The 22,518-nt window shown below is 64.9% G+C and carries 23 protein-coding genes; 7 read left to right on the forward strand and 16 right to left on the reverse strand.

What is annotated here, in order from left to right; translation table 11 throughout:
* Nucleotides 1-229: 229 nt before the first annotated feature.
* A complete protein-coding gene (locus tag HTZ84_RS21665) occupies nucleotides 230-565 on the reverse strand; it encodes a hypothetical protein (protein WP_174682724.1) in 336 nt (111 codons plus the stop codon).
* A 401-nt stretch (nucleotides 566-966) separates the two neighbouring features.
* On the opposite strand from HTZ84_RS21665, the gene HTZ84_RS21670 reads away from it, so the two are divergent.
* Nucleotides 967-1,317, forward strand: a complete 351-nt coding sequence (locus HTZ84_RS21670; protein ID WP_174682725.1) for a thioredoxin family protein — start codon at nucleotides 967-969, stop codon at nucleotides 1,315-1,317.
* Between the two features lie 62 nt (nucleotides 1,318-1,379).
* Here the strand turns inward: HTZ84_RS21670 and HTZ84_RS21675 are convergent, their stop codons facing one another.
* Both HTZ84_RS21675 and HTZ84_RS21680 read right to left on the reverse strand, forming a co-directional pair.
* A complete protein-coding gene (locus HTZ84_RS21675; protein ID WP_174682726.1) occupies nucleotides 1,380-1,748 on the reverse strand; it encodes a hypothetical protein in 369 nt (122 codons plus the stop codon).
* Nucleotides 1,749-1,852: 104 nt separating this feature from the next.
* On the reverse strand, nucleotides 1,853-2,272 hold the full coding sequence (locus HTZ84_RS21680) for a hypothetical protein (RefSeq protein WP_174682727.1): 420 nt from the start codon (nucleotides 2,270-2,272) through the stop codon (nucleotides 1,853-1,855).
* A 192-nt stretch (nucleotides 2,273-2,464) separates the two neighbouring features.
* Between HTZ84_RS21680 and HTZ84_RS21685 the strand changes: the two genes are divergently transcribed.
* Nucleotides 2,465-2,671, forward strand: a complete 207-nt coding sequence (locus HTZ84_RS21685; RefSeq protein ID WP_126665068.1) for a hypothetical protein — start codon at nucleotides 2,465-2,467, stop codon at nucleotides 2,669-2,671.
* Here the strand turns inward: HTZ84_RS21685 and HTZ84_RS21690 are convergent.
* The 5 genes from HTZ84_RS21690 to HTZ84_RS21710 are packed head-to-tail and all read right to left on the reverse strand — an operon-like array spanning nucleotide 2,656 to nucleotide 8,014.
* Nucleotides 2,656-3,714: a glycosyltransferase family 2 protein gene (locus HTZ84_RS21690; RefSeq protein WP_174682728.1), complete on the reverse strand. Its 1,059-nt coding sequence runs from the start codon at nucleotides 3,712-3,714 to the stop codon at nucleotides 2,656-2,658. The two genes, HTZ84_RS21685 and HTZ84_RS21690, sit on opposite strands and share 16 nt — an antisense overlap.
* Nucleotides 3,707-5,203, reverse strand: a complete 1,497-nt coding sequence (locus HTZ84_RS21695; RefSeq protein WP_174682729.1) for a nucleotide sugar dehydrogenase — start codon at nucleotides 5,201-5,203, stop codon at nucleotides 3,707-3,709. Before HTZ84_RS21695 ends, HTZ84_RS21690 begins: the two co-directional genes overlap by 8 nt.
* On the reverse strand, nucleotides 5,203-6,186 hold the full coding sequence (locus HTZ84_RS21700) for a Gfo/Idh/MocA family protein (protein ID WP_174682730.1): 984 nt from the start codon (nucleotides 6,184-6,186) through the stop codon (nucleotides 5,203-5,205). Before HTZ84_RS21700 ends, HTZ84_RS21695 begins: the two co-directional genes overlap by 1 nt.
* On the reverse strand, nucleotides 6,183-7,439 hold the full coding sequence (locus HTZ84_RS21705) for a DegT/DnrJ/EryC1/StrS family aminotransferase (protein ID WP_174682731.1): 1,257 nt from the start codon (nucleotides 7,437-7,439) through the stop codon (nucleotides 6,183-6,185). Before HTZ84_RS21705 ends, HTZ84_RS21700 begins: the two co-directional genes overlap by 4 nt.
* Nucleotides 7,436-8,014: an acyltransferase gene (locus HTZ84_RS21710; RefSeq protein WP_126665073.1), complete on the reverse strand. Its 579-nt coding sequence runs from the start codon at nucleotides 8,012-8,014 to the stop codon at nucleotides 7,436-7,438. The genes HTZ84_RS21705 and HTZ84_RS21710 overlap by 4 nt, the downstream gene beginning before the upstream one ends.
* A gap of 417 nt (nucleotides 8,015-8,431) precedes the next feature.
* On the opposite strand from HTZ84_RS21710, the gene HTZ84_RS21715 reads away from it, so the two are divergent.
* A complete protein-coding gene (locus HTZ84_RS21715; protein WP_012946048.1) occupies nucleotides 8,432-8,965 on the forward strand; it encodes a DUF7344 domain-containing protein in 534 nt (177 codons plus the stop codon).
* Nucleotides 8,966-9,528: 563 nt separating this feature from the next.
* Here the strand turns inward: HTZ84_RS21715 and HTZ84_RS21720 are convergent.
* The 3 genes from HTZ84_RS21720 to HTZ84_RS21730 form a co-directional block, all read right to left on the reverse strand.
* Complete coding sequence (locus HTZ84_RS21720) at nucleotides 9,529-10,515, reverse strand: DUF1616 domain-containing protein (protein WP_174682732.1); 987 nt, start codon at nucleotides 10,513-10,515, stop codon at nucleotides 9,529-9,531.
* Between the two features lie 243 nt (nucleotides 10,516-10,758).
* Complete coding sequence (locus HTZ84_RS21725; protein ID WP_008895651.1) at nucleotides 10,759-11,034, reverse strand: PadR family transcriptional regulator; 276 nt, start codon at nucleotides 11,032-11,034, stop codon at nucleotides 10,759-10,761.
* Nucleotides 11,035-11,276: 242 nt separating this feature from the next.
* Nucleotides 11,277-11,609 (reverse strand): winged helix-turn-helix domain-containing protein, encoded by a 333-nt coding sequence (locus tag HTZ84_RS21730; protein WP_174682733.1) that lies wholly within the window; start codon nucleotides 11,607-11,609, stop codon nucleotides 11,277-11,279.
* A 609-nt stretch (nucleotides 11,610-12,218) separates the two neighbouring features.
* Between HTZ84_RS21730 and HTZ84_RS21735 the strand changes: the two genes are divergently transcribed.
* Nucleotides 12,219-12,380 (forward strand): DUF7563 family protein, encoded by a 162-nt coding sequence (locus tag HTZ84_RS21735; protein ID WP_008895653.1) that lies wholly within the window; start codon nucleotides 12,219-12,221, stop codon nucleotides 12,378-12,380.
* 383 nt (nucleotides 12,381-12,763) lie between these two features.
* A complete protein-coding gene (locus HTZ84_RS21740; protein ID WP_174682734.1) occupies nucleotides 12,764-13,267 on the forward strand; it encodes a DUF7344 domain-containing protein in 504 nt (167 codons plus the stop codon).
* 87 nt (nucleotides 13,268-13,354) lie between these two features.
* On the opposite strand, the gene HTZ84_RS21745 is transcribed toward HTZ84_RS21740, so the two are convergent.
* From HTZ84_RS21745 to HTZ84_RS21760, 4 genes are all read right to left on the reverse strand, one after another.
* A complete protein-coding gene (locus HTZ84_RS21745) occupies nucleotides 13,355-15,664 on the reverse strand; it encodes a DUF7282 domain-containing protein (protein WP_174682735.1) in 2,310 nt (769 codons plus the stop codon).
* Between the two features lie 153 nt (nucleotides 15,665-15,817).
* Entirely contained in the window at nucleotides 15,818-16,324 is a 507-nt protein-coding gene (locus HTZ84_RS21750) for a helix-turn-helix transcriptional regulator (protein WP_174682736.1), read from the reverse strand.
* A gap of 843 nt (nucleotides 16,325-17,167) precedes the next feature.
* Nucleotides 17,168-17,575 (reverse strand): hypothetical protein, encoded by a 408-nt coding sequence (locus tag HTZ84_RS21755; protein WP_174682737.1) that lies wholly within the window; start codon nucleotides 17,573-17,575, stop codon nucleotides 17,168-17,170.
* 182 nt (nucleotides 17,576-17,757) lie between these two features.
* Nucleotides 17,758-18,735, reverse strand: coding sequence for an NAD-dependent epimerase/dehydratase family protein (locus tag HTZ84_RS21760; protein WP_174682738.1), 978 nt, complete (start codon nucleotides 18,733-18,735; stop codon nucleotides 17,758-17,760).
* 222 nt (nucleotides 18,736-18,957) lie between these two features.
* On the opposite strand from HTZ84_RS21760, the gene allB reads away from it, so the two are divergent.
* Complete coding sequence (gene allB, locus HTZ84_RS21765; RefSeq protein ID WP_174682739.1) at nucleotides 18,958-20,349, forward strand: allantoinase AllB; 1,392 nt, start codon at nucleotides 18,958-18,960, stop codon at nucleotides 20,347-20,349.
* Nucleotides 20,350-20,519: 170 nt separating this feature from the next.
* On the forward strand, nucleotides 20,520-20,759 hold the full coding sequence (locus HTZ84_RS21770) for a hypothetical protein (RefSeq protein ID WP_174682740.1): 240 nt from the start codon (nucleotides 20,520-20,522) through the stop codon (nucleotides 20,757-20,759).
* A gap of 148 nt (nucleotides 20,760-20,907) precedes the next feature.
* Here the strand turns inward: HTZ84_RS21770 and HTZ84_RS21775 are convergent, their stop codons facing one another.
* Complete coding sequence (locus HTZ84_RS21775; protein WP_174682741.1) at nucleotides 20,908-21,978, reverse strand: quinone-dependent dihydroorotate dehydrogenase; 1,071 nt, start codon at nucleotides 21,976-21,978, stop codon at nucleotides 20,908-20,910.
* Between the last annotated feature and the right edge of the window lie 540 nt (nucleotides 21,979-22,518).

The following is a 22,518-nucleotide window of genomic DNA, read 5'->3' on the forward strand; positions in this document are numbered from 1 at the left end:
GTTGTTTAGAAAAGGGTGTATGAGGGGTTGGAACTAACAACGACTGAAAAACGTCGGGGAAAACTGAATAGTCGTGTAGCGGTTACTGATCGACCGTTACGAACGGCGCGGAGACCGACACTGATCGGGACGCCCATCAGTCACCCATCGGGACGTCAGTCGCGACCGAACCCGACCAGCAGAGGCGACCGCGACTCGCGGCGAGAGCGACCGAGTTCGGCCGGTGCCGTCAGCGTCGCAGTCGGTCGCTCGAGGGAACCGACACGGCCGCGACGCCGGTCAGTCCGACGTCGATGGTCGCTCGCCAGATCTGGATCGTGGTTCGAACCGTTCGCTGCCACGTCGCGGTCGGTCGAGCGATCGATCGATCGGCCGTCGCGTCGTCGGGAAGCGGCCGCTTCGTGAGCGTCGTCTCGCAGACGGGGCAGACGTATTCGACGTGTCGGTCCCGCGTCCGGCGAACCCAGTCGCCGTCGACCGGGTTCGCGTGGTCGCACTCCCAGCAAAAGAGGGTCGATTTCCGGGGTACTGACGGATTCTCGTCGGTAGTTGCGGGCCGAGTCATCGACCGGACCGACGGGATCGGCGCGTAAAGCCATCGGCTACGGTTCGGATCGTCCACGCGAGTCGTCGCCCGTATACGAACGATTTCGTCCGAAACGGTGCGATCCCCCGGTTCGAAAACCGGCCGCGTCGGCGGCGGCTTCGGAGCGGTCGCGAGGACCGCCGACGGTCGTCGGGGCGATCGACTCGAGGCCGCGCTCCGGTAACGCTTCAAACGAATTCATCCGAGTAGATCGCCGGCGAGTCCGTTCATCGCACGGGAGCTCTCCGCCGACGGCGAGTCCGGTCGCCGTCGCGGACCGCCTCGCTCACGCTGTGGCGGACGTCGTCCCGGTTCGGCTCACGCGAACCCCCAGCGTCCGCCGACGGTACCGATTTCAGCGCGAAGCCGATAGGGATAGTATGGACGACCCGACAAAACCGACGCACCTCGAGACCGGCGACGAGCTCGACGCCTTCCTCGAGCGCCACGACGTCGCCCTCGTCGAGTTCTACACCAGCGGCTGCACGATGTGTCAGGCGATGGAACCGGTTCTGGGCAACGTCGCCCGAGCGACCGGCGTCCCGGTCGCGCTGATCAACCCCGGGGACGATATCGGACTCGTCGAGCGGTTCGAGATCCGCTCGGTGCCGACGCTGATCCTGTTTTCCGACGGCGAGGAGATCGACCGTCGCGCTGAGGGGTTCGTCGGCGCCGACGACGTCGTCGCGATGCTCGAAGCCGACGTTCCCGAGGCCGTCGACGCGGCGTAGGTCCGGCTTCCGCGAGGGCGTTCGAGCGTCGCCGCGCCGTCGCGCCGGCCGTCAGCCGCGAGTCACTCGTCCTCGGACTCGAGTGCTGTCGGATCGACCTCGCCTTCCAGGTACCGCTCTCCTAACTCCGTGATGTCGTACATGCCGATTGCCTGTTTCACCAGCAGGCCGCGCTTGCTGAGCTCTCGACAGCGGTACGCGGCGTGGGGCGCGCGACAGACGTCCTCCGTTTCGATGTGGTCGGGATCGAAAATGTAGCTCTCCCGCATCAACTCGAGGATCTCGTCGTCGACGGGGTCCATCCACTCGGCGGGGACGTCCGGTTCCGATTCCGCTTCTCCCTCTGCGTCGGCTTCTTCGGCCCCGTCGTTCGCGTCCGGGGCGTTCTCGTCCGGTTCCTCGTCACCGTCGTTCGCGTGCGGATCGGTCATGCTGATTCTCCCCGTGAATACGGTCGCGTCGGCCGGAAAAACGCAGTCGGGCTACAAGATACTGTTGCATCGCACCGTCGCGCTCGGGACCTGAGACCGCCGAGTTACGTCCGCGACTCGGGGGCGGCGTAGTCCACGTGGACGTTCGGGACGGCGGCCGGGGACAGACCCGTGATCCGGCGGTCGACGAGCGTCACGTCCGCGAGGTCGCCGGTGAACCGGAACCGGAGCGTCCCGGATTCGATCGTCCCCTCGAGGGTCGACCCCGAGAGGACCGTCGCCGACTCGCTCTCGTCGTCGATCAGTTCGATCGTCCCGTCGACCGTAATCTCGAAACTCGAGGGGGTACCGTGCCCGATGATCGTCAGCGTGTTCGCCGACGAGTCGGCGTCCCGCGTGGTCGCGGCGATCGTGGCGGTCGCCGATTCGGCCGTCGCCGCCGCGGGCGTTCGATCGGCGAGATCGACGGCGACCGACCGATCGTCGTCCGTCTGCGCATCGTGGGTCGCGTACTGCCGTTCCATATACCGGATGATGTCGAGTATACAAGCATAAACCTTCTCACCTAACTATCGATATGATTTGATGAAATACGAGCTTTCATTTCCGTTTTAATCACTACTTTCATCTCTCGGTGATGGTTCTGGAGTTTGATTCGACGACTAATCGCGAAACACTTATACCCGAATCGAAAGAAGCACCGACAACCGAATTCTATGTCACTCTCTCGCCTGCTCTCCGGTCTCTTTACCGGATCGGAGCCCAACACCGAGTCACCAGCGACGACACAGCACAGTGGCGAGAGCGAGCCGTCGTCGACGGTCATCTACGAGTGTCGCACCTGCGGAACGACCGTCTCGGCGGACACGGTCAGGTGTCCGGCGTGTGAGGACGACGATATCGTTCGTTACTCGATCGACTGATCGGGCGTCTCGACCTCGGTCCTCGCGCCGCTGTACTCGTATCTGGTCGTCTCGAGCGATTCGTTTTCGTCGAAGTCGAGGTAGATCGCGAACCCGAGTGCGATCAGGCCGACCAGGACGGCCACGAACGAGCCGATCGCACCGGTGTACCCGTCCTTTCCGCGAAGGGTTCGGACGATCGAGTTGCCGAGTCCGGCGCTGCCGCCGAGGAGTCCGGTGGCGCCGGCGCCGTAGAGGACGACGGCGGGATGGAACTTCTCGACCACGTAGCGGGTCTTCAGCCGCCAGATGAAGCTCCGGAGCAACAGCAGGGAGACGAACCGCACGAACGGGACGTAGCGGATGCTGCTGTTTTCCTCGCCGTAGACCGCCGACATCGAGACGTCCGCGACGCGACACTCGTTGACGTTGAGGTGCGTCAGCAGGTGATTGAGGAAGCCGTACCGATCGGTGATCGCCTCGAGGTCGAGCCGTTCGATCGTCTCCCGCGAGATGGCGGTGTAGCCGTTCTGCGGGTCGCCGATGGTCCAGTACCCCGAGGCGAACTTCGAGAGGCCGGTGAGCAGGGCGTTGCCGAAGAACCGGAACGTCGACATTCCCTCGCGGTCCTCGGGGTGGAGCAGCCGGTTGCCCTTCGCGTAGTCGGCCTCGCCCTCGACGACCGGATCGATGATCCGATCGAGGATCGCGGGGTCCATCTGGCCGTCCCCGTTCATCACGGCGACGACGTCCATCTCGTCGTCGGCGGCGTGTTTGTACCCCGTCTTGACCGCCGCGCCGTAGCCGCGGTTCTCCTCGTGGCGGATCGGCACGACCCGCCGCGAGTCGCCGCCGTCGGCCAGCGCGAGCGCCGGCTCGGGCTCGGCGTCCTCGTTGATCCGCGCGGCGACGCGCCTGATCTCCCGCCAGCTGCCGTCCGGCGAGGCGTCGTCGATGGCGTAGATCCGGTCGACGAAGTCCGGAACCGTCTCGATGACGGTCCCGACGAACGACTCCTCGTCGTAGGCCGTGACGACGACGCCGATTCGTTTGCCCTTATACATCGTCTGCCCCGGGGTTCTCGAGGGTGCCGTCGGTCTCCGTCGGTCGTTCGTCGGTGCCGCCGTCGGCGGTCAGCGAGCGTTCGTCCGCCGCGATCGCGTCCGCTCCGCCGTCGCCTCGCGGCGGCCGTCCGTCCGCCGTTCCGCCGAGGGTGTACCGCCGGTGTGGCGTTCCCGAGAGGTCGACCGCGTCCCGGCCGTCGACGACGACCATCGGCTCGAGGTCGGCCCACGGAATCGCCTCGAACTCGGCGTGGGGCGTCACGACGATCGCGGCGTCGAACGACTCGTCCGCGAGGTCGTCGACGTCGACCGCTCGAGCGCCGTAGTCGGCGGGATCGACCAGCGGATCGACCCCGGCGACGTCCGCGCCGGCGTCCCGCAGCGCGTCGATCACGCCGATCGCCGGCGACGCGCGCGTCTCCTCGACGCCGGCCCGGTAGGTGATCCCCAGCACGACCACGGACGCGTCCGCGAGGTCGTCGCCGGTCGCCTCGAGCTCCCGCTCGAGTCTGTCGACGGTGACGGCCGGCATCTCGTCGTTGAGCCGGCGGGCCGTCCGCGTCAGGTCCATCGGTTCCTCGGCCTGGGAGAGCAGGAAGTGCGGGTAGAAGGGGATGCAGTGGCCCCCGACGCCCGGACCGGGATCGTGGAGCTGGCACATCGGCAGATCGTTCGCCGTCCCGATCGCCTCGCGGACCGAGATGCCGAGCTCGTCTGCCAGCCGTCCCAGTTCGTTGGCCAGCCCGATGTTGACGTCGCGGTAGACGCCCTCGAACACCTTGACGGCCTCTGCGGTCGTCGCGTCCGAGACCGGGTGGACCTCGTTGCTCGAGAGCTCGTCGTAGACGACCGAGGCGGCGCGGGTGCTCTCGTCGTCGATCCCGCCGACGACCTTGGGGTACGCACCGCGGATGTCTTCCAGCGCGCGACCGCTGGACGTCCGCTCCGGACAGAACGCCAGCCCGAACTCGTCGTCCTCGAGACCGCTCTCCTGTTCGAGGTGCGGCCGAATGACGTCTCGACAGCTCGTCGGCGGCAGCGTCGACTCGGCGATGACCAGATCGCCCGGCGCTAGTCCGGCGGCGATATCGTCGACGACCGACTCGACGGTCGCCAGGTTCGGATCGTCGTCGTCGTCCAGCAGCGTCGGGACGATGATCACGTGGATCCGCGCGTTCGCGGCCGCCTCGGGGCCCTCGGTCGTCGCCTCGAGCCGACCGGCGTCGACCTGTTCGGCGACGAGCTCGTCCAGTCCGGGCTCGCCGACGACGTGGTTCTCGCCGTCGTTGATTCGGTCGACGACGTCGGGATCGATGTCGACGCCCGTGACGGCGCCCGTCGTTTCGGCGTAGACGCCCGCCAGCGGCAGCCCCATCTTCCCGAGGCCGTAGACGGCGACCGGAATCTCGCCGTCGGTGAGCAGGTCGCGTTGGCGCTCCGGGTCGACGGTCGAGTCGTAGAGCCCGACGTCGGTCTCGTCGCCGACCATCAGGCCTCCACCTCCCGTTTCTCGGTCTCCTCGGTAACCAGCGAGTCGATCGTCTGGACCATCTCGAGGGCCCGGATGCCGTCTTCGGCGGTGACGACCGGCTCGGAGCCGTTCCGGGCGGCCTCGACGAACGACTCGAGTTCGTGTCGCAGCGGCTCGCCGTTGTCGACGCGGGGTCGTTCGACCACGCTCTCGTGGCGGTACCGCCGTTTTCCGTCGTCGGTGAGGTACTCCGGATAGGAGTCGCGGTGGATCAGCACCGACTGCTCCAGATAGTCGACCTCGACCAGACACTCGCGGGCGGTGACGGTCAGCGTCCGGACTTTCTTCTGCGTGACGCGACTGGCCGTCAGGGAGGCGACGACGTCGTCGAACTCGAGCGTCGCCGTCGCGTACTGGCCGCTCTCGGTTCCCGTCGCGGTCACCGAATCCGGCCGGTCCTCGAGCAGCGAGGCGACGATGTCGAGATCGTGGACCATCAGGTCGAAGACGACGTTGCCCAGCGCGGTCCGATCGAGCGGCGGGCCGAGTCGTTCGGCCTCGACGCTGATGACGTCGAGGTCCTCGACCAGGTCCGTCACCGTCTGGACGGCCGGGTTGAACCGCTCGATGTGGCCGACCTGCAGGACGAGACCACGTTCCTCGGCCAGTTCGGCCAGAGCGCGGCCCTGTTCGGTCGTCTCGGCGATCGGCTTTTCGACCAGGACGTGGACGTCGGCGTTCAGACAGTCCGAGACGACGTCGTAGTGAGCCCGCGTCGGAACGGCGACCGTGACGACGTCACAGCGCTCGAGGACGGTCTCGAACGCGACGGCGTCGGTGGCGTACGCGTCGGCGACTCGCCGCGCGACCTCCTCGTCGTGGTCGGCCACGCAGGCGAGTTCGACGTCTTGGAGTTCGCTGTACACGCGCGCGTGGTTCTCGCCCATGGAGCCGACGCCGATGACGCCGGCCCGAATCGGTCGTGAAGGTGTTTCGTTCATTGGGAGTGGAAGTGGTCGGTCACTGCTTCGACGACGGTTCGCCGATCGCGCTCCGAGAGGGTCGGATGCACCGGCAGCGAGAGCACGGTCTCGGCCGCCCGCTCGGCCTCGGGAAGCGACGCCGCGGCCGTGCTCACCGTCTCGTAGGCCGGCTGGCGGTGGATCGGCGTCCCGTAGTAGACGCCGGTGTCGACGCCCCGCTCGTCGAGGGTCGCCGCCAGCTCGTCGCGCTCGTCGGTCCGGATCGTGTACTGGTGGTAGACGTGCCGGTAGCCGTCCGGCTCCGTCGGCGTCTCGACCGGCAGCTCGGCCAGCTGCTCGTCGTAGTAGGCGGCGTTTTCCCGTCGAGCCCGGTTGAAATCGGGCAGCCGCTCGAGTTGCTCGCGGCCGATGGCGGCGGCGAGGCTCGTCATGCGGTAGTTGTGCCCGAGGTCGACGTGCTCGTAGCTGCCGCCCTCGCCGACGTCCCGGCCGTGGTTGACGAAGCTCGCGGCTCGGTCGGCGAGGTCGTCGCGATCGGTCGTGATCACCCCGCCCTCGCCGGTCGTCATGTTCTTCGTCGGATAGAACGAGAAGCAGGCCGCGTCGCCGAACGAACCGACGCGCTCGCGGTCGATTTCCGCGCCGTGGGCCTGGCAGGCGTCCTCGAGCACGAACAGGTCGCGCTCGTCGGCGATCTCGCACAGCCGTTTCATGTCGGCCGCCAGCCCGTAGAGGTGGACCGGCAGCAGGCCGACGACGTCGTCACGCTCCTCGAGGATCCGCTCGACGGCGTCCGGATCGAGCGTGTACGTCTCCGGATCGATGTCGGCGAAGACGGGTCGGGCGCCGGCGAGTCTGATCGCGTTCGCGCTCGCGACGAAGGAAAACGGCGACGTGAGCACCGCGTCGCCCTCCTCGAGGCCCAGCGCCTCGAGGGCCGCGTGCAGGGCGGTCGTCCCGTTGGAGGTCGCGACGGCCCGGTCGGTGCCGCAGTAGGCGGCGTACTCGTCCTCGAAGGCTCTGACTTCCGGCCCGTCGGCGAGCATGCCGCTCTCGAGGATCGATTCGACTCGCTCGACGGCGTCGTCGCTGAGCGTCGGGTTCGCGATCGAGACGGAGTCGCTGGTCTCGGCGCCCTCGTCGCTCGGTTCGGACGCCGACGCGTCGGTCTCGCTCTCAGTTTCGGCCTCGGCGACGCCGCCGTCGGTCTCGGCGACCGTCTCGGTTCCGGGCTCGCGCCCGCTGTCGATGTCGCTGTTGGAATCGGTCATGCGATCTGGTTTGCTCCCTCGAGCGGTTCGGGCAACGCTTGCACCGTCGCCGGCGTGCCGACGGCGAGCGTGTCCGGCGGGACGTCCTCGGTGACGACCGACCCGGCGGCGACGAAGGCGTTCTCGCCGACGGTGACGCCGGGCAACAGCGTCGCGTTCGCGCCGATCGATGCGCCGTCCTCGATCGTCGGCCCCTCGAGGCCGTTGTCCGTCCTGATCGGGTACTCGTCGTTCGTCAGGGCCGCGCTCGGCCCGATGAAGACGTTATCCCCGATCGTCGTCTCGGTCGGAATGTAGACGTTCGTCTGGAGGCTGACGTGGGAGCCGATCGTCGTCTGGCCGTCGATGACCGTCTTGGTGCCGACGAGGACGTCGTCGCCCATCGTCGTCCCTTCTCGGACCAGGACGTCGTGGCCGGTCGTGAACTCGTCGCCGATCGTCACGTCGCCGTAGACGATCGAGCCGGCCCTGATCGTCGCGCCGTCGCCGACTCGCGTCGGTTCGTCGAACTCGCCGTATCCGACCGTCGCATCGTCGTCGACCGTGCAATCCTCGCCGTGGACGAACTCGCTCACGGCGTCTCACCTCCGGAGCTGTCCCTCGAGACCGTGCCAGGGGTGCGGAACTGTCGTGTTGGATGATACATGAGTACTCGATACCCGCGTGGGCAATCGTGCTGATACAGCCGGTAACACGGCTTTGTTATCCCCGCCCTGAGGCTGCCGTAGTCACGAACTATACACGCGAGGACTGCCGACCTGGTGAAATTACCGCGATACAGGCGATTCCGAGTACGCTCAGCCGATCCGAACTGTTATTCCTCGAAAAATGTCGGATTAGACGTCAGTCACGGCCGGAAACTGGTATAAATCCCTTTCGTACGGGTAGCCGAGTGATAGTAAAGTGCCAATCCCTGGCATTCAGTGACGTGAGGTATCCGAATAGCCCCGGAGACCGGATTCAGAAACCGGTTTGGGAACGCGAGGACGCCTATGTCTGAACACGAACTGACACAGGCCGAACTGTTCGACGTCTTCAGCAACGCTCGGCGGCGACGGACCGTCCAGTATCTCAAGCGGCAGGGCGGCGCCTGCGATCTCGCTCCGCTCGTCGAACAGGTCGCTGCCTGGGAAAACGACGTCGACCCGGACGAGGTAACGCGCACGCAGCGTCGGCGGGTGTACATCTCCCTCTACCAGACCCACCTGCCGATGCTCGAAGAACACGGGATCGTCGACTGGGATCCCGACGATCACACCATCGACCTCCTCCCCCACGAGGACGTCTTCGACCCCTACCTCGATCACCGACTCGAGGATCAACGGGAGTGGCACCGGCCGTACGTGACGGTAACGGCGTTGGGGGTCCTCGGACTCGTAATCTCGTGGCTCTCGATCGGTCCCCTGACGGCGGCCGCCGCCCCGGTCGTCGCACTGACGCTTTGCCTGCTCGTTCTCGCCCTCGCAGTGGTCCAGCACGTCTCGCGGCGACCCGACCTCGAGTTGCCCCTCGGCTTGACGAGCTAGCGACCGTTCCCTACGCCGCCCGACCGGTTCTGCGCACCATTTGCTCCCGCCGAGACTCGCGTGTCCCTCCCCGTCTAGTTCGTTCGCTGGTTTCCGAATTCGCCGTTCGCGCGGCCCGCGGGACCGTCGGCCTCGCGTCGGCGCAACCGGCTACGCTACCAGAGTTGTTTGCTCTCGTGACGGACGACGCTGACTACTAACCCTGTATTACCGACTACCGATGTCAGATACCTCATTGCTTCTAATTGGTCCGTTTCTCGGGGCGGACTTCGACTCCGTTGCAAGCGCCTGCGGGACGAACGACGACTGGGATCGCCGTGTGCGCGGCGTTGATCGACGGCCGGTCGCCGTCTTCGACTAAGGTTTCGGTTCGATCTGGACGCTCACTCTACATCAGCTACTGTGACTCTCGAAACAGCCGCGCTCCAGTCAAAACAGGGCCCGAGCAGCGCGGCAAGGAGTGGACCGTCCCATGAGCGCTCCGCTACAGTGGTGGCCTCTCCGTCAGCGATCGAGACCGCCGGGCGAATCGCGATCGTCGCGTCTCCGGCGCCGGAGACGCGTCACTCCTCGACGGTGACCCAGAAGTAGGTGTCTTCTTCGGCGTTCTCGTTCGTCGGCTCTTCCGGCGGCTCTCCCTCGTACAGGAGGACGCTAATACGGACGGTTTCGCCCTCCGACGCCGTCGGCGTGACGCTCAGTTCGCCGTTCCCCGTCGTCCCGTGGTCGAGGGTGGTCTCGAGGTCCTCGAGCCGCGTCCGTTCGACGACGCTGTCGTCCTCGATCACCTGCTCCTGGACGACGACGGTGTAGTCGGTCGCCTCGCCTTCCTGATTCGTGATCGAGACGGTCACCGGGACGGATTCGCCGGGCGCGACCTCGTCGGTGATGTTGCCGGCGACCAGCTCCTCGCCGCCGTTGTCGCTGTACAGCGCCAGTTCGGTGTAGCCGCCGGTAGACGGCGGCACGAGAAAACCGAACAGGAGCGCGCCCGCCGCCGCCCCGATCGCGAGCACGACCAGTATCGAGGACGCCGTCGCGACGGCGCTCTCGTCGCCCCGGAGTCGCGCGAGCGACGCGAGCGGGGAGACGGTAAACCGCTCCGACGCCGGCGTTCGGAATCGCCTGATGACGCCGAGTTGCGCGAGCACGACGGTGACGACACAGAGCGTCGCCGCCGTCGAAACGGTCGTAAAGCCCCACTGGGTAAACGGCAGCGCGATCCCGACGATCGGAACGACCGCCAGCGAGAGCGCGACCGCGAGCCCCAGTCGCTCGAGGACGTCGATGCCGCGGGACTGTCGATCGATCGGCGTCGACGTCGCCTCTCGCCCGCTCCGATCGGCCGCCGGGAACAGAAGCGAGACCAGCGCGTACCCCGGGAAGAAGAGCACCAGCGGGAAGGTGACGAGCAACCGCACCACGTTCCCCTCCGGCGTGGCCGTTGCGATTCCGTACGCCAGTATCGCGGCGATCGAGACGACGGCGAGATCGAACGGATACTGGCGGATGACACCGACTCCCGTCAGGCGACTCGTTCCGTGACTCATCGGTTAGCCACCGGGAGTTGATCGGGAGGGCGCAATCCGTCTGAAGACGACACGTAGAGCATTCTCGATTCGGTCTCTCTTCCGGGAATCGCTTTGTTATGGTCGGGTTACCGCGCCGTCGATCGGATCGATCGTCGACACCGGTCTCGTGCGTGATACGTTTTCGCCGGCTACCGCCGACAGACTCCCGGTTACCGCCGACAGACGCCGGTCGGCTCCCCACCTGCGGCTCCCGGAGTTCCGCTAGAAATCGACGTACTGTTCTTCCCACTCGCGACGTTCCTGGATCCGCTCCTGGCCCGTCTCCGTGATCGCGTAGTAGTTCGTCCGTCTGTCGAGCTCTCCCTTCTCGACGAGTTCCTTGTTGACGAGCGTATCGAGGTTCGGATACAGTCGTCCGTGATTGATCTCGGAGCTGTAATACTTCTCGACTTCGTCCTTGACGGTCTGTCCTGACGGCTGATCTGCGCCTGCGATCACGTACAGGAGGTCCCGCTGGAAGCCGGTCAGATCGTGCATTGCTCAATCACAGTGACCATTCCCCTGAGTAGATATTTGTTATCCGTATCATACAGGGACGTTAGAACTCCTTTCAAGACATATCCGCGGAACTAAAGTGCACGTTCCGGCGATTCTCTCTCCAGAGAGACGATCTGCACCTGTCGCGTCGGGCGACAACTGTCGCTCACTTGCCTCTCGGCGTCCCCCGTTGACTCGCTCGGTTGGGCAGCCCCCAGTGAGACCGATTGCGTCGGCCGCACTCACTCATCGGTGGACGGTATCGAAACGTCGATCCCGTCCGCACAGATCTCTACCTCGAGCGTTTCGATCGTCGCTTCGTAGGCCGTCGTATGCGAGCCGTCGTCGTCGAAACGAACGCACTCGGAGAGGAGTCCGCTCTCGAGGAGATTATTGATCCGTCGATACACCGTCGCCGACGAACTGTCCGTTCGCTTCGTCAGCTCCTTTGCCGTCTTCGGACCGTCGCTCGTGGCGACGAGAATCATTCGTGCGCATTCGTCACCGAGCACGTCGAGCTGGGCGGACGGGTCGGGCGTGGATTCCGTTCGTGTATCGCTTGCTTGCATTGACATCGTCGTATTCACCGAGTTCGTGGAGATCGACTTCGTTCGCTCTCGCGGGAGAGGGCTCGATACGGATCGACTGGGCGTGGTCCGCCCCGGTCGCGGATACCACCGTTACATTCCAGCACGACGATCGGTAAGCGATAGTGGTATTTTATAACGATGTACCTTATCCGTTGGAAACATCAGTATTCGGCGCCGAAACTCGACGTTTCTCGATCGAAATACCGTATTTCGAGCCGGCTCGAAACGCTCAATACGGCCTTTGAACGCCGAATGCGGGCAAAGCCATCTGAATTCACTGTCCCAATCACCGGGACGCAATCTCTCCAGGCGGTCCTTCGACGGCAGTACAGCACGCTACGGTGTCGGAAACTGCGTATTTCGCGGTTCTCGGAACCGCTCGAGAGGTGAACGGTCTCCGTCCTTTATTCATATCTGCCCCCCTCGGTAGGATGTCGTTCGGACGAGTGCGATGGTCTCGCGGTCGGACCCGCCGTCGTCGGCCCGTTTCGACGCGCATCGATCGGGCCGACGACAGCGACCGCCGCCGTTCGTCACTGCTCGTCCGCGTACCACCCCCCAACCATGAAATCCACCCAACAAGACTGGAAGCCCATGGAATCGTCGACGGCAGGCGCTCGCTGTCGAAACTGCGGCACCCACGTCACACAGCAGTTCGCACGTGTTTTCGGCGATAACGGCGATATCGTCCACGGGTGTCCGGCCTGTACGACGTACCGCGAAATGCAGTCCGGCGGCCACCTCCCCGGTGAGTAACGCGCCGGACTCCTGCTGTGACGTTCCGTCTGCGGTCGACCGTTTTTCGCGACGACGCGTAACTCGAGATCCCTAGTCCCATCGCTGGACGATCCCCTCGCGATCTGGACCCGATCGATCCCTCGCCGGTCGCTCGGTGGCGCGAACCGCCCGTCTCCGAGGGAGACGGGGTCGCGTCACGAGGCAACTGCAGTGCCCTCGAGTGCGTCGTCACGGTCCCGGTGTACCCTCGCCTTACTCGCTAGCCCGCGTCGCCGCGCGTCCTCGAGGGCGAACAGCGACGTCCTAGCCTGCAAAAGTTAAAGTCGGTGGTCTGCGAAAGGCAAGCGTGCATGGTAGCTGGTGGTGGACTGTTCGTGGAGCACGCGTTCGCTTTCTGATCGATGTCTGTCCAGACGAACCGAACTGAGTCGCTCGAGGAAAGTGAAGTCTTTCACATCCTCGGGAACGACAGACGACGAGCGATCGTACAGTTGCTCGCCGAAGAGGCCGGACAGGTCGACGTCTCGGATATCGCCTCGGAGATCGCCGCCAGCGAGACGGATACGACCCCCGTTCCGAACAACCTCTACAAGAGCGTCTACGTCTCCCTCCAGCAGACGCATCTCCCGCAGCTGCAGGAGGACGCCGTCATCGAGTACGACTCCGACTCGAAGACGATCACGCCGGGGCCGAACTTCGAGGACGTCTTGCAGTACATCGACGGCCACGGCGAACTGCAGGCCTCGGTTCTGCAACTCCACCTGGCCTTCTGTATCGTCGGCCTCGCGATCATCGCGCTCGCCGGTCTCGGCATCCCACTCGTCTCGAGCATCGATCCGGTGCTCTCGAGCGTCCTCGTGTTCCTGATCGTCGCCGCGAGCAGTCTGTACCGCCTGCTCAGCTGATCGTCCCGTCTATCCGCGGGGACGCGTCGTCACTTTGTCCGTCGTCCGTTCGAAAAAAGTCCGCCCGCCTGCGTCGCGTCGTTCGCCTCAGTTCGCGGCGGTGATGCTCGTCGTCGCGTTCGCGCTCTCGTTGACGGTGACGTCGGTGTCCCCGTCGACGGTCGTGTCGTTCTCGAGGTCGCCTTCGAGGTCGCCGTCACCGCTCGTCGCCGCGGTGATCTCGATCGCACTGACTTCGCCGGAGAACTCGGTGAGGACCATGTGGACGTACTGCCCGGGCTCGAGGTCGCTCGTGTCGACCTCGAACTCGACGTCGGTGGTCTCGCCGGCCGCCAGCGTCGTCTCCTGTGCTTCGATCAGGTCACCGTCCAGACGGAACTGGACCGCTTCGGTTCGTTCCTCGTCCGTCGGGTTCGTGACCGTTGCCGTGACGGTGAGCGGCTCACCGGCTTCGGCGGTGTCGGGCGCCTGGAGGTTCTCTACCGTGAACGAGTCAGCGGCTTCTTCTTCCTCGACCGGCTCTTCCTCAGGTTGCTCTTCGACCGGCTCTTCGGTCTCGTTCGGCTCTTCAACGACCGGTTCGTCCGGCTCCTCGACTGGCTCCTCAGTCTCGTTCGGCTCTTCAACGACTGGTTCTTCCGGCGCCTCGACTGGCTCCTCGGTCTCGTTGGGTTCCTCGACGACCGGTTCTTCCGGTTCCTCGACCGGCTCCTCAGTCTCGTTCGGCTCTTCAACAACTGGTTCTTCCGGCTCCTCGACTGGCTCCTCAGTCTCGTTGGGTTCCTCGACGACCGGTTCTTCGGTCTCGTTCGGCTCCTCAACGACCGGTTCTTCCGGCTCTTCTTCGACCGGCTCCTCGGTTTCGTTCGGCTCCTCGACGACCGGTTCTTCAGGCTCTTCGATCGGTTCTTCGGTCTCGTTTGGTTCCTCGACCGGCTGTTCCGGCTCCTCAACCGGCTGCTGAGGAAGTTCACCGATGTCGCCGATGAATACGAAGACGGTCGCCTCTTCGATGACGATCTCGGCGTTGCCGTCATCGGTCATTCCGAACTGCATTTCGTTCGACGAGTCGGTCTCGTTTGCCTGCTCGTGGACCGAGTCGCTCACTCCGGCGTGGTGCTGGCTGACCGGCACGACCGTGACCTGCCCGACCGTGACGTCTATCTGCTGCTCACCCATCTCGAGCGTGGTCTCGGTGGCAGCGTCGGTCTCGTCGGACATATTCGAGTCGGTCTCGTTAGCAGTATCGGTGCCGTCCTCGACGGGGACACCGTTACCTTCGTAATCGGAGTCGCCCGCATCGGTTGCAGGAGCGTCCGCGTGGTCGCCGACGAACACGAAGACGGTCAGGTTTTCGATGACGACGTTGATCCTGCCGTCATCGATTTCCTCGGGCTGTTCTTCGACCGGCTCTTCGGTCTCGTTCGGCTCTTCGACGACCGGTTCGTCCGGTACTTCGACCGGTTCTTCGGTCTCGTTCGGCTCTTCAACGACCGGTTCGTCCGGCTCCTCGACCGGCTCCTCAGTCTCGTTCGGTTCCTCGACCGGCTCTCCTTCAGGGACCTCTTCGACCGGTTCCTCGGTTTCGTTCGGCACCTCAACCGGTTCCTCTTCGACCGGTTCTTCGGTCTCGTTCGGTTCGTCGACCGGCTCTTCTTCAGGGACCTCTTCGACCGGCTCTTCGGTCTCGTTCGGCACCTCAACCGGTTCTTCTTCGACCGGTTCTTCGGTCTCGTTCGGCTCCTCGGCTGCCGGCTCGCCCACGGTGACGACGGCCTGATCAGTGACCGGATCATCCTCTGCCGTCAGGTACGGAGCATCGGCTGCACCCTGGGTTTCGACGAAATCGTACGTCTCGTTCGCGTTCGTGTCGCGATGTGGCATCGCGATCAGCGTCTCGTCTTCCGCGAGCGGTTCGTCGAGCGTCACTTCGACGTTCTCGTGCGTTCCCGCCTCGAGATACGCGGACGTCCCGATGACGCTCGTGAAGACGTTTTCACCGCCGGCCAGCAGGCTGCTGTCGTGGATGACCACGAAGCCGCCGCTCGCCATCGTCACGTTGTCGACGACGACCGTCTCGCCCTCGGTCGCCTGATCGCTGAAGTTGACGTAGGCGTCCTGCTCGCTATCAACGTCCTCGTCGATCAGTTCGTCCGACTGGTTTTCCTCGCCAGTCGGTTCTTCCGCATCGCTGTCGTTCGGTTCCTCCGCGACACTATCGGTGGAGTCCTCTACCGTCGATGTGTCGTTTCCCTCCTCGAGTACGTCGGTCCCATCGTCGTCGACTTGGGTGTGCTCGTCGACGGTTGCCGGCGCCGCACCGACGACCATCGCCCCGCTCGAGCACACCATCATCAACGCGGTGAGTACCACGAGTAGCTGATTGCGTGCGTTCATGTCTGTGCCGTAATGGCACCGATTACTCCGTCCGTTCGCCGCATAAACAGCCACAACCATTTCATCACGTAACAGGAAACTACGGCTACGGGAGCCGAAGTCCGGTTTCGGACCGGTTCCGGAAAACAACGGTTGTTGATAGCTTCCCGATTCTCATTCGTTCTTCGGCTTCTCGGGCGACTGGGAGGCCGTCGGTTCGTGACCCGGCAAACAGACCAGGTTCTCGCGGCCGAGCCGGAGTTTCGTGATGCGACCCTCTTCCTCGAGTTCGGCGAGCAGTCGGCTGACCTTCGCTTTCGACCAGTCCACGTCGTTGACGATCTTCGACTGTTTCATCCGCCCGCCGTTCTCGCGGATGAGCTGCTGGACGTGCTCGCGATCGGTGAGAAACTCCTCGCGGCGCGGTTCCGGATCGGCCACGAAGGCGTTCTGTTGATCGAACCGGTTGCGGGCGACGAGGACGCCCCCCAGAAGTGCGAGTGCAACGATGCCCGCAAGCGCCGCGACGTGCGGGCTCCACTCGAGCTGGAGCGGCCGAGTCAACGGGCTCACGTCACCCAGTGACTCGGAGGAGAGTGTCGATACGATTGGCTCGTTGCCGATGCTACTCGGACCGGAGTCGGCGATCATCGCGAGACTAGCTCGGAAGTGAATGCTCATGTGGATCGGATGGGCCTTGATTCGCTCACGCTCACGTTTCCCTGTACCGTCGATACCGCTCCCCAAAATGTTTTTTATCGATCATTTATCGTTCCTGTACAGTATTTCACGATCGGTGATGGTGTTGGTCGCTCGGTGGATCGTCGGGATTCCCGCTGCGGTTAGCGATCCCTACGCGCCCGGTGCACGCCGCTCCAGCGTCCCGTCGGTTCGCGCGATTCCCCCCGTAGACGGCCGTCGCAGCCGATCGGATTTCGACTGCCGAACCTGTCGGCGAACGTGACGATGGTGGGAGGCGCAACGGTGCTTCGGAGAGCCGTAGACCGAGGGTTCGAATAAACTCGGTCGGACGTTTGAAACGACTAGCCGGGATTCGTTCCGATTCAGCCGGTAATCGATCAATTCGATGAGTGTCTCGAGAACCGAAATCAGTCGAGCACCGATTGATCGGGGTCTCGGGCCCCCTTCGGACCGATCCCGTATGGGTGTTTCGTTCACTCGAGCAGACCGAACCGGGCGCGAGCGAGACGGATCGTCCGCTTCGCTCGAGCCAGTCTCGCCTCCTGACACTACTCGAGCGAGTCCCGATGACGATCGGAACTGCACGCGGCTACGGATGCCGCTGCGTCACGAGCGATACCGTACTGCAAGTAGTGCCACGGTGTGATTCGACCGCGCTCGAGGTGGTGCACGCCACGACACAGGACCGAGGGTCGCGGGACAGTTCAGGATACGGTACCGCTCCGGTGGTGGTTCGGTTTCGGACTGCAAGCGGTCCCGCGCGGGAAAGACCGAGACCGAGCGGCCCAGCCGCGACGCTGGCGCGGGCGACTCTCGTCTGTTCTAGACGCCCGGCACGCCGGCGGCCTCGAATCCGGTGACGCCGATGAGCGCGAGGACGTAGAGCACGACCAGGACCGATAGCCAGGCGACGATCGTAATCGCGGCGGCGTCGATCCAGCCACCTGGATACCGGGAGTTGATCACCGCGAGGTAGGCGACGAAGACCAGCAGCGGCCCGAGCAGCGGAATCCAGCCGAGGAAGAACCCGACGACGCCCCAGACGACCGCCCCGATCAACGCCGTGACGAGCGCGTACGTGTAGTCCTCGGCGTCGACGATCACCTTCGCGCCGACGTAGATGCCGACCGCGCCGATCAGCAGGCTGACGGCGAAGACGACGAGGCTCTGTACGGGCGTTGCGCCGCTCTGACCGGGCACCGTGGCGACACCGGCGAGACTCTCGATCATACCCGTTCGTGAGGCGGCGTATTCCGTTAGTTATCTTTCACCTACACTCACGGAAACGCCGTTCTATTCGCTACTAACTCGGTTTTCGAGCGTCTCCCGAGAAGAGCGACAAGCTTTGGTAGTAGGTACCAAACTCTTCCGTCGGGAGCGGTTCCGGCCGTTTGCTGACCCGTACACCGGCTTCAGCTGATGGTTCGTTCTTCGTGGCTCGATTCGACGTCGGCGTCCGCCGGCGTCAGTCGCGTCCCGTCAACGAGCGATTGGATTCCGCTCTCGAGGCTCACGCGCGGTTCGAACCCGAGCGTCCGCTTCGCTTTGGAGACGTCCGCGCCGCTGTGTCTGATGTCGCCGGGACGGGAATCGCGGTGGACGATCGGCGAGTCGGAGTCGGTCGCGTCCGTGATCGTCTCCGCCAGTTCCTTGATCGACGTCCGGCTTCCCGTGCCGATATTGTAGGCCTCGCCGACCGCATCGGTCGTCGCCGCCCGGAGGTTCGCCCGGACGATATCGCTGACGTGGACGAAGTCCCGGGTCTGTTCGCCGTCGCCCTCGATCGTAACGGGTTCTCCCGCGCGCGCCTGCTCGAGAAACGTCGAAATGACGCCGCTGTAGGGGCCCCGCTGGCGCGGTCCGTAGGCGTTGAAGTACCGCAGCGCGACCGTCTCCAGATCGTACAGCTCCGCGTAGCGGCGAGCGTACTGGTCGACGGCGAGCTTCTGGATGCCGTAGGGCGAGGCCGGATCGGTCGACGCGGTTTCCGAGACGGGAAGCTCGTCGGGGTGGCCGTACACCGCGGCGCTCGAGGCGACGACGACCCGGGCGTCCTCCTGGCGAGCCTGTTCCAAGACCAGCAGGCTCGCGTCGAGATTCGTCTCGTTGCTCCGCCGGGGAGCGTCGACGCTGCGGGAGACGCTGACGAGCGCGGCGTGGTGGAAGATGACGTCGACGCCGCGGGCCGCCCGCTGGAGGGCGATCGGATCGCCGACGTCGCCCTCGACGATCGTCACGCCGTCGGGGAGGTAGCTCCGGTCGCCCGACGAGAAGTTATCGAGGATCCGGACCTCGTTGTGCGGCGCCAGCGCCTCGACGAGGTGGCTCCCGATAAAGCCCGCGCCGCCGGTGACGAGCACCGTTTTGTCGCGAATCGCTGCTGTATCCATTGGGTCGTTCCACCAGCCACCCGCTGTTTAGTATCCGATTCGTACCCTCGTGGTTCCGTGCGCTCGCTCCCGTAAACCGGTGCTTACAGGGGCGGATTTGCCGGTCACGGTCGGGAACCGTGTCGCCCTCTGGGAAACGGTGCGTGACTCACCCGGGATTCGCAGACCGGGCGCGATCCGTTTGGGGAAGCTATATGCGCGGCCCTCGGCAATCTCCCGGCAATGTCCGTTGATCTCGTCGTACGCAACTGTACCGTCGTCACGCCGGCGGGGCGCTCGCCCGACTCGGGCGTCGCCGTCGAGGACGGTGAGATCGTCGCCGTCGGCCGCAGCGACCGGCTTCCCGACGCGGACCGCGTCGTCGACGGCGAGGGTAACGCGCTGGTGCCGGGGATCGTCGACGGCCACATCCACAACCGCGAACCCGGCCTCGAGTACAAGGAAGACTGGGAGTCGGCCACGCGGGCCGCGGCCGCCGGCGGCGTGACGACCGTCGTCGGGATGCCCAACACGGACCCCGTCATCGACCGCCCGGACCACCTCGAGTTGAAGTTCGAGCGCGGCGAGGCCTCGGCCCACGTCGACTTCCAGAGCTACGCGGTCGTCACGAGCGAGAACATCGACTTGATCCCCGAGATCGACGCGGTCGGCCCGCTCGGGTTCAAGATCTTCCTCGGATCGACGGTGGGCGACGTCCCGCCGCCGAACGACGGCGAGATCCTCGAGGCGATGGAGCAGATCCGCGAGACCGGCAAACGGCTGGGATTCCACGAGGAGAACGGCGAGATCATCGACCACTACACGGAGAAGTTCCGGGCCGAGGGTCGGAACGACCCGATCGATCACTCCCACTCCCGGCCCGTGATCGCCGAGCGGGAGGCCGTCGAGCGGATGATTACCTTCGCCGAGGAGACCGGTGCGAAGGTCCACATGTTCCACGTCTCCTCGGGGTCGGCCGCCGAGGCCGTCGCCCGCGGCAAGGAACGCGGCGTCGACGTCACCGCCGAGACGACGCCCCACTACCTCTGGTTCACCGAGGAGGTCATGCGCGAGAAGGGGAATCCGGCCCGCATTCAGCCCCCCATTCGGGACGCCGCCGAGCGCGAGAAGCTCTGGGAAGTCGGCATCGACGAGGGCGCGATCGACACCGTCGCGACCGACCACGCCCCCCACACCCCCGAGGAGAAGAAAGTCGACGACCCGTTCGGCAACACCTGGGACGCCATCTCGGGCTTCGTCGGCCTCGAGACCGAAGTTCCGGTCATGCTCACCTTCGTCGATCAGGGCCGGCTCTCCCTCGAGGAGTGGGTGCGACGGCACTCCACCCGTCCGGCACAGGTCTGGGGCCTGTACCCCCGGAAGGGGTCGCTGCAGGTCGGCACCGACGCCGACTTCACGATCGTCGACCCCGACCGGAAGTGGACGCTCGAGGACGCCGACGAACTGCATTCCAAGAACTGCGTGACGCCCTTCATCGGCGAGTCCTTTACCGGCAAAGCGGTGATGACCGTCGTCCGCGGCGAGGTCGTCTACGAGGACGGTGACGTCGTCGGCGACTCCGGCTACGGGACTCGCGTCGCGGTCGACGAGACGAACGACGCCGACGACGCGTAGCGACGAGAGCCACGATAACGTCGGACAGTGCCGGTACCGGTCGCTTCCGATTACTCCGTTCGCCCGGACGGGAACGGATGTCGTTGATACCGACGATTCTCATTTCGTGAAAGTGGCGGAGGGTTTATATTCATCGTCCGATCGATCGGATTCGATGAGGGTCACCACCCATGACCGAATCCGAATCCGAGGCAGACGAGGACCGAGAGACGGACGAAGCAGACAAGACGGCGGAGCTTCGGTCGGTGTACCTCTCCGTGACCGACGGTGACACTGATCCCGTCGTCGAGTCCCAACGGGAGGACTCGACCTCCCGTGAGATCCGCGAGGAACGCGCCGACGAAGCCGTCGGCCCGGCGGAACTGCACGGACTCGACGACGCGATCGACGACGCCGAACCCGCCGACTAACGGTCGGCGCCGTCCCCGTTCGGCGAGAGCCGCCCGCCGCTACGGCGGATCCGCGCTGTCCGCCGCGGCGGATGCTCCCCGCTCACCTACTCCGCGAGGGTCGCCCCTCGCGACTCGAGAAACACAGTTATCGGTCCGCGCCGCGACGCTACTCGAGATCGGCGCCGACCGCCGCTTCGACCGACGAGAAGCCGTCGCGCTCGAGCAGATCGACCAGCCCTCGGTTGATCCGCTCGGCCGTCGACGGCCCCCGGTAGACGAACCCCGTATAGAGTTGCACGAGCGACGCGCCCGCGCGAATCTTCTTATAGGCGCTCGCAGCCGAATCGACGCCGCCGACGCCGACGATCGGCAGTTCGCCGTCCGTGTGTTCGGCGATCGTGCGGATCACGGCGGTGGATCTGTCTTCGATGGGGTCGCCGCTGAGTCCGCCCCACTCCTCGCGGGCGGGCGACTCGAGTCCCTCGCGGGTCGTCGAGGTGTTGGTCGCGACGATCCCGTCGAGGCCGAACTCCCGAACGATGTCGACGAGGTCCAGGATCGCGTCCTCGGGTTCGTCGGGACCGATCTTCACCAGCATCGGCACGTTCTCGTCGTTTTCGGCCTCGAGGGTTTCGAAGATCGCCCGCAGGTGCTCGGGCGAGGCCTCGTCGAACTCGTCGGGCGTGTTCGGACAGGAGACGTTGACGACGACGTAGTCGGCGAAGGGCGAGAGCCGATCGAAGACGCGCCGGTAGTCCTCGATCGCCTCCCGTTCGGTCGAGGAGTTCATCTTCCCGATGTTGACTCCCAGTGGGAAATCGGGCGTGCCGTCTTCCTCGAGTCGCTCCTTGACGGCCTCCATTCCCTGCCCGTTGAAGCCCATCCGGTTGATCATCCCCTCGTCCTCCCGCAGTCGGAACAGCCGGGGTCGGTCGTTGCCTTCCTGCGGATAGGGCGTGACGGTGCCGATTTCGACGAACCCGAAGCCGAGCGCCTCGAGGGCGTGGGTCACCTCGGCGTTCTTGTCGAAGCCGGCCGCGATCCCCACCGGGTTCGGAAACGTCGAGTCGAACAGGTCGACCTCGAGCGCGGGATGATCGTACTGGTAGGCCGCGGCGAGGGCCCGCCGCGTCGGCCACGTGGACTGGGCCGCCCGGAGCGTTCGCTTGCCGAGATCGTGGGCGGTCTCGGCCGGCAGTTTGAACGCGAGGGGGCGAACCCGCGAGTACAGCGTCATTTGCTGGTGTTCGGAACGGCCGATAGGTAAACGTCTCGAAGACGGGACCGCCGACTGCGGCCTCGAGCGAGGATCGGACCGGAGGGGACGGTTCACGCTCGGAGTCGTGGCTATCGATGTCTTCGACCGCGAGACTGTTGCGCTCGAGGAGCCGTTCGACGATACCGCCGTGCGGCCCAGCTCGACGGCTTCGACAGCCGCGAGCGATCCGAGCAGCGTTCCGTTGGATGTTCGCGCGCTGTCGACGAGAACGATGTAGATGGGCACACCACTATGTCCGCAGTTCCGTAGCCGAGACCGAAATCAGAACAGCGGACATGGTGGTGTGGGATCGGTCATTCCATCACTATTTCCGCAGAAGTTCCGTACGGAGACGGGTAGCGTGTAAGCCGATGTATCACGCGATATTTATAAGACCACCGTGTCCGGAGCTCTGTCGTTTATATATAATAGACGGACACACCTACACCACCGTGTCCGTTGTTCTCTGTCCCTTGTTGATCCGTTGTCACTCTCGTACTGTGAGGAAAGGGGCCCACC

This window comes from Haloterrigena gelatinilytica (assembly GCF_013342145.1).
GTDB classification, from domain to species: domain Archaea; phylum Halobacteriota; class Halobacteria; order Halobacteriales; family Natrialbaceae; genus Haloterrigena; species Haloterrigena gelatinilytica.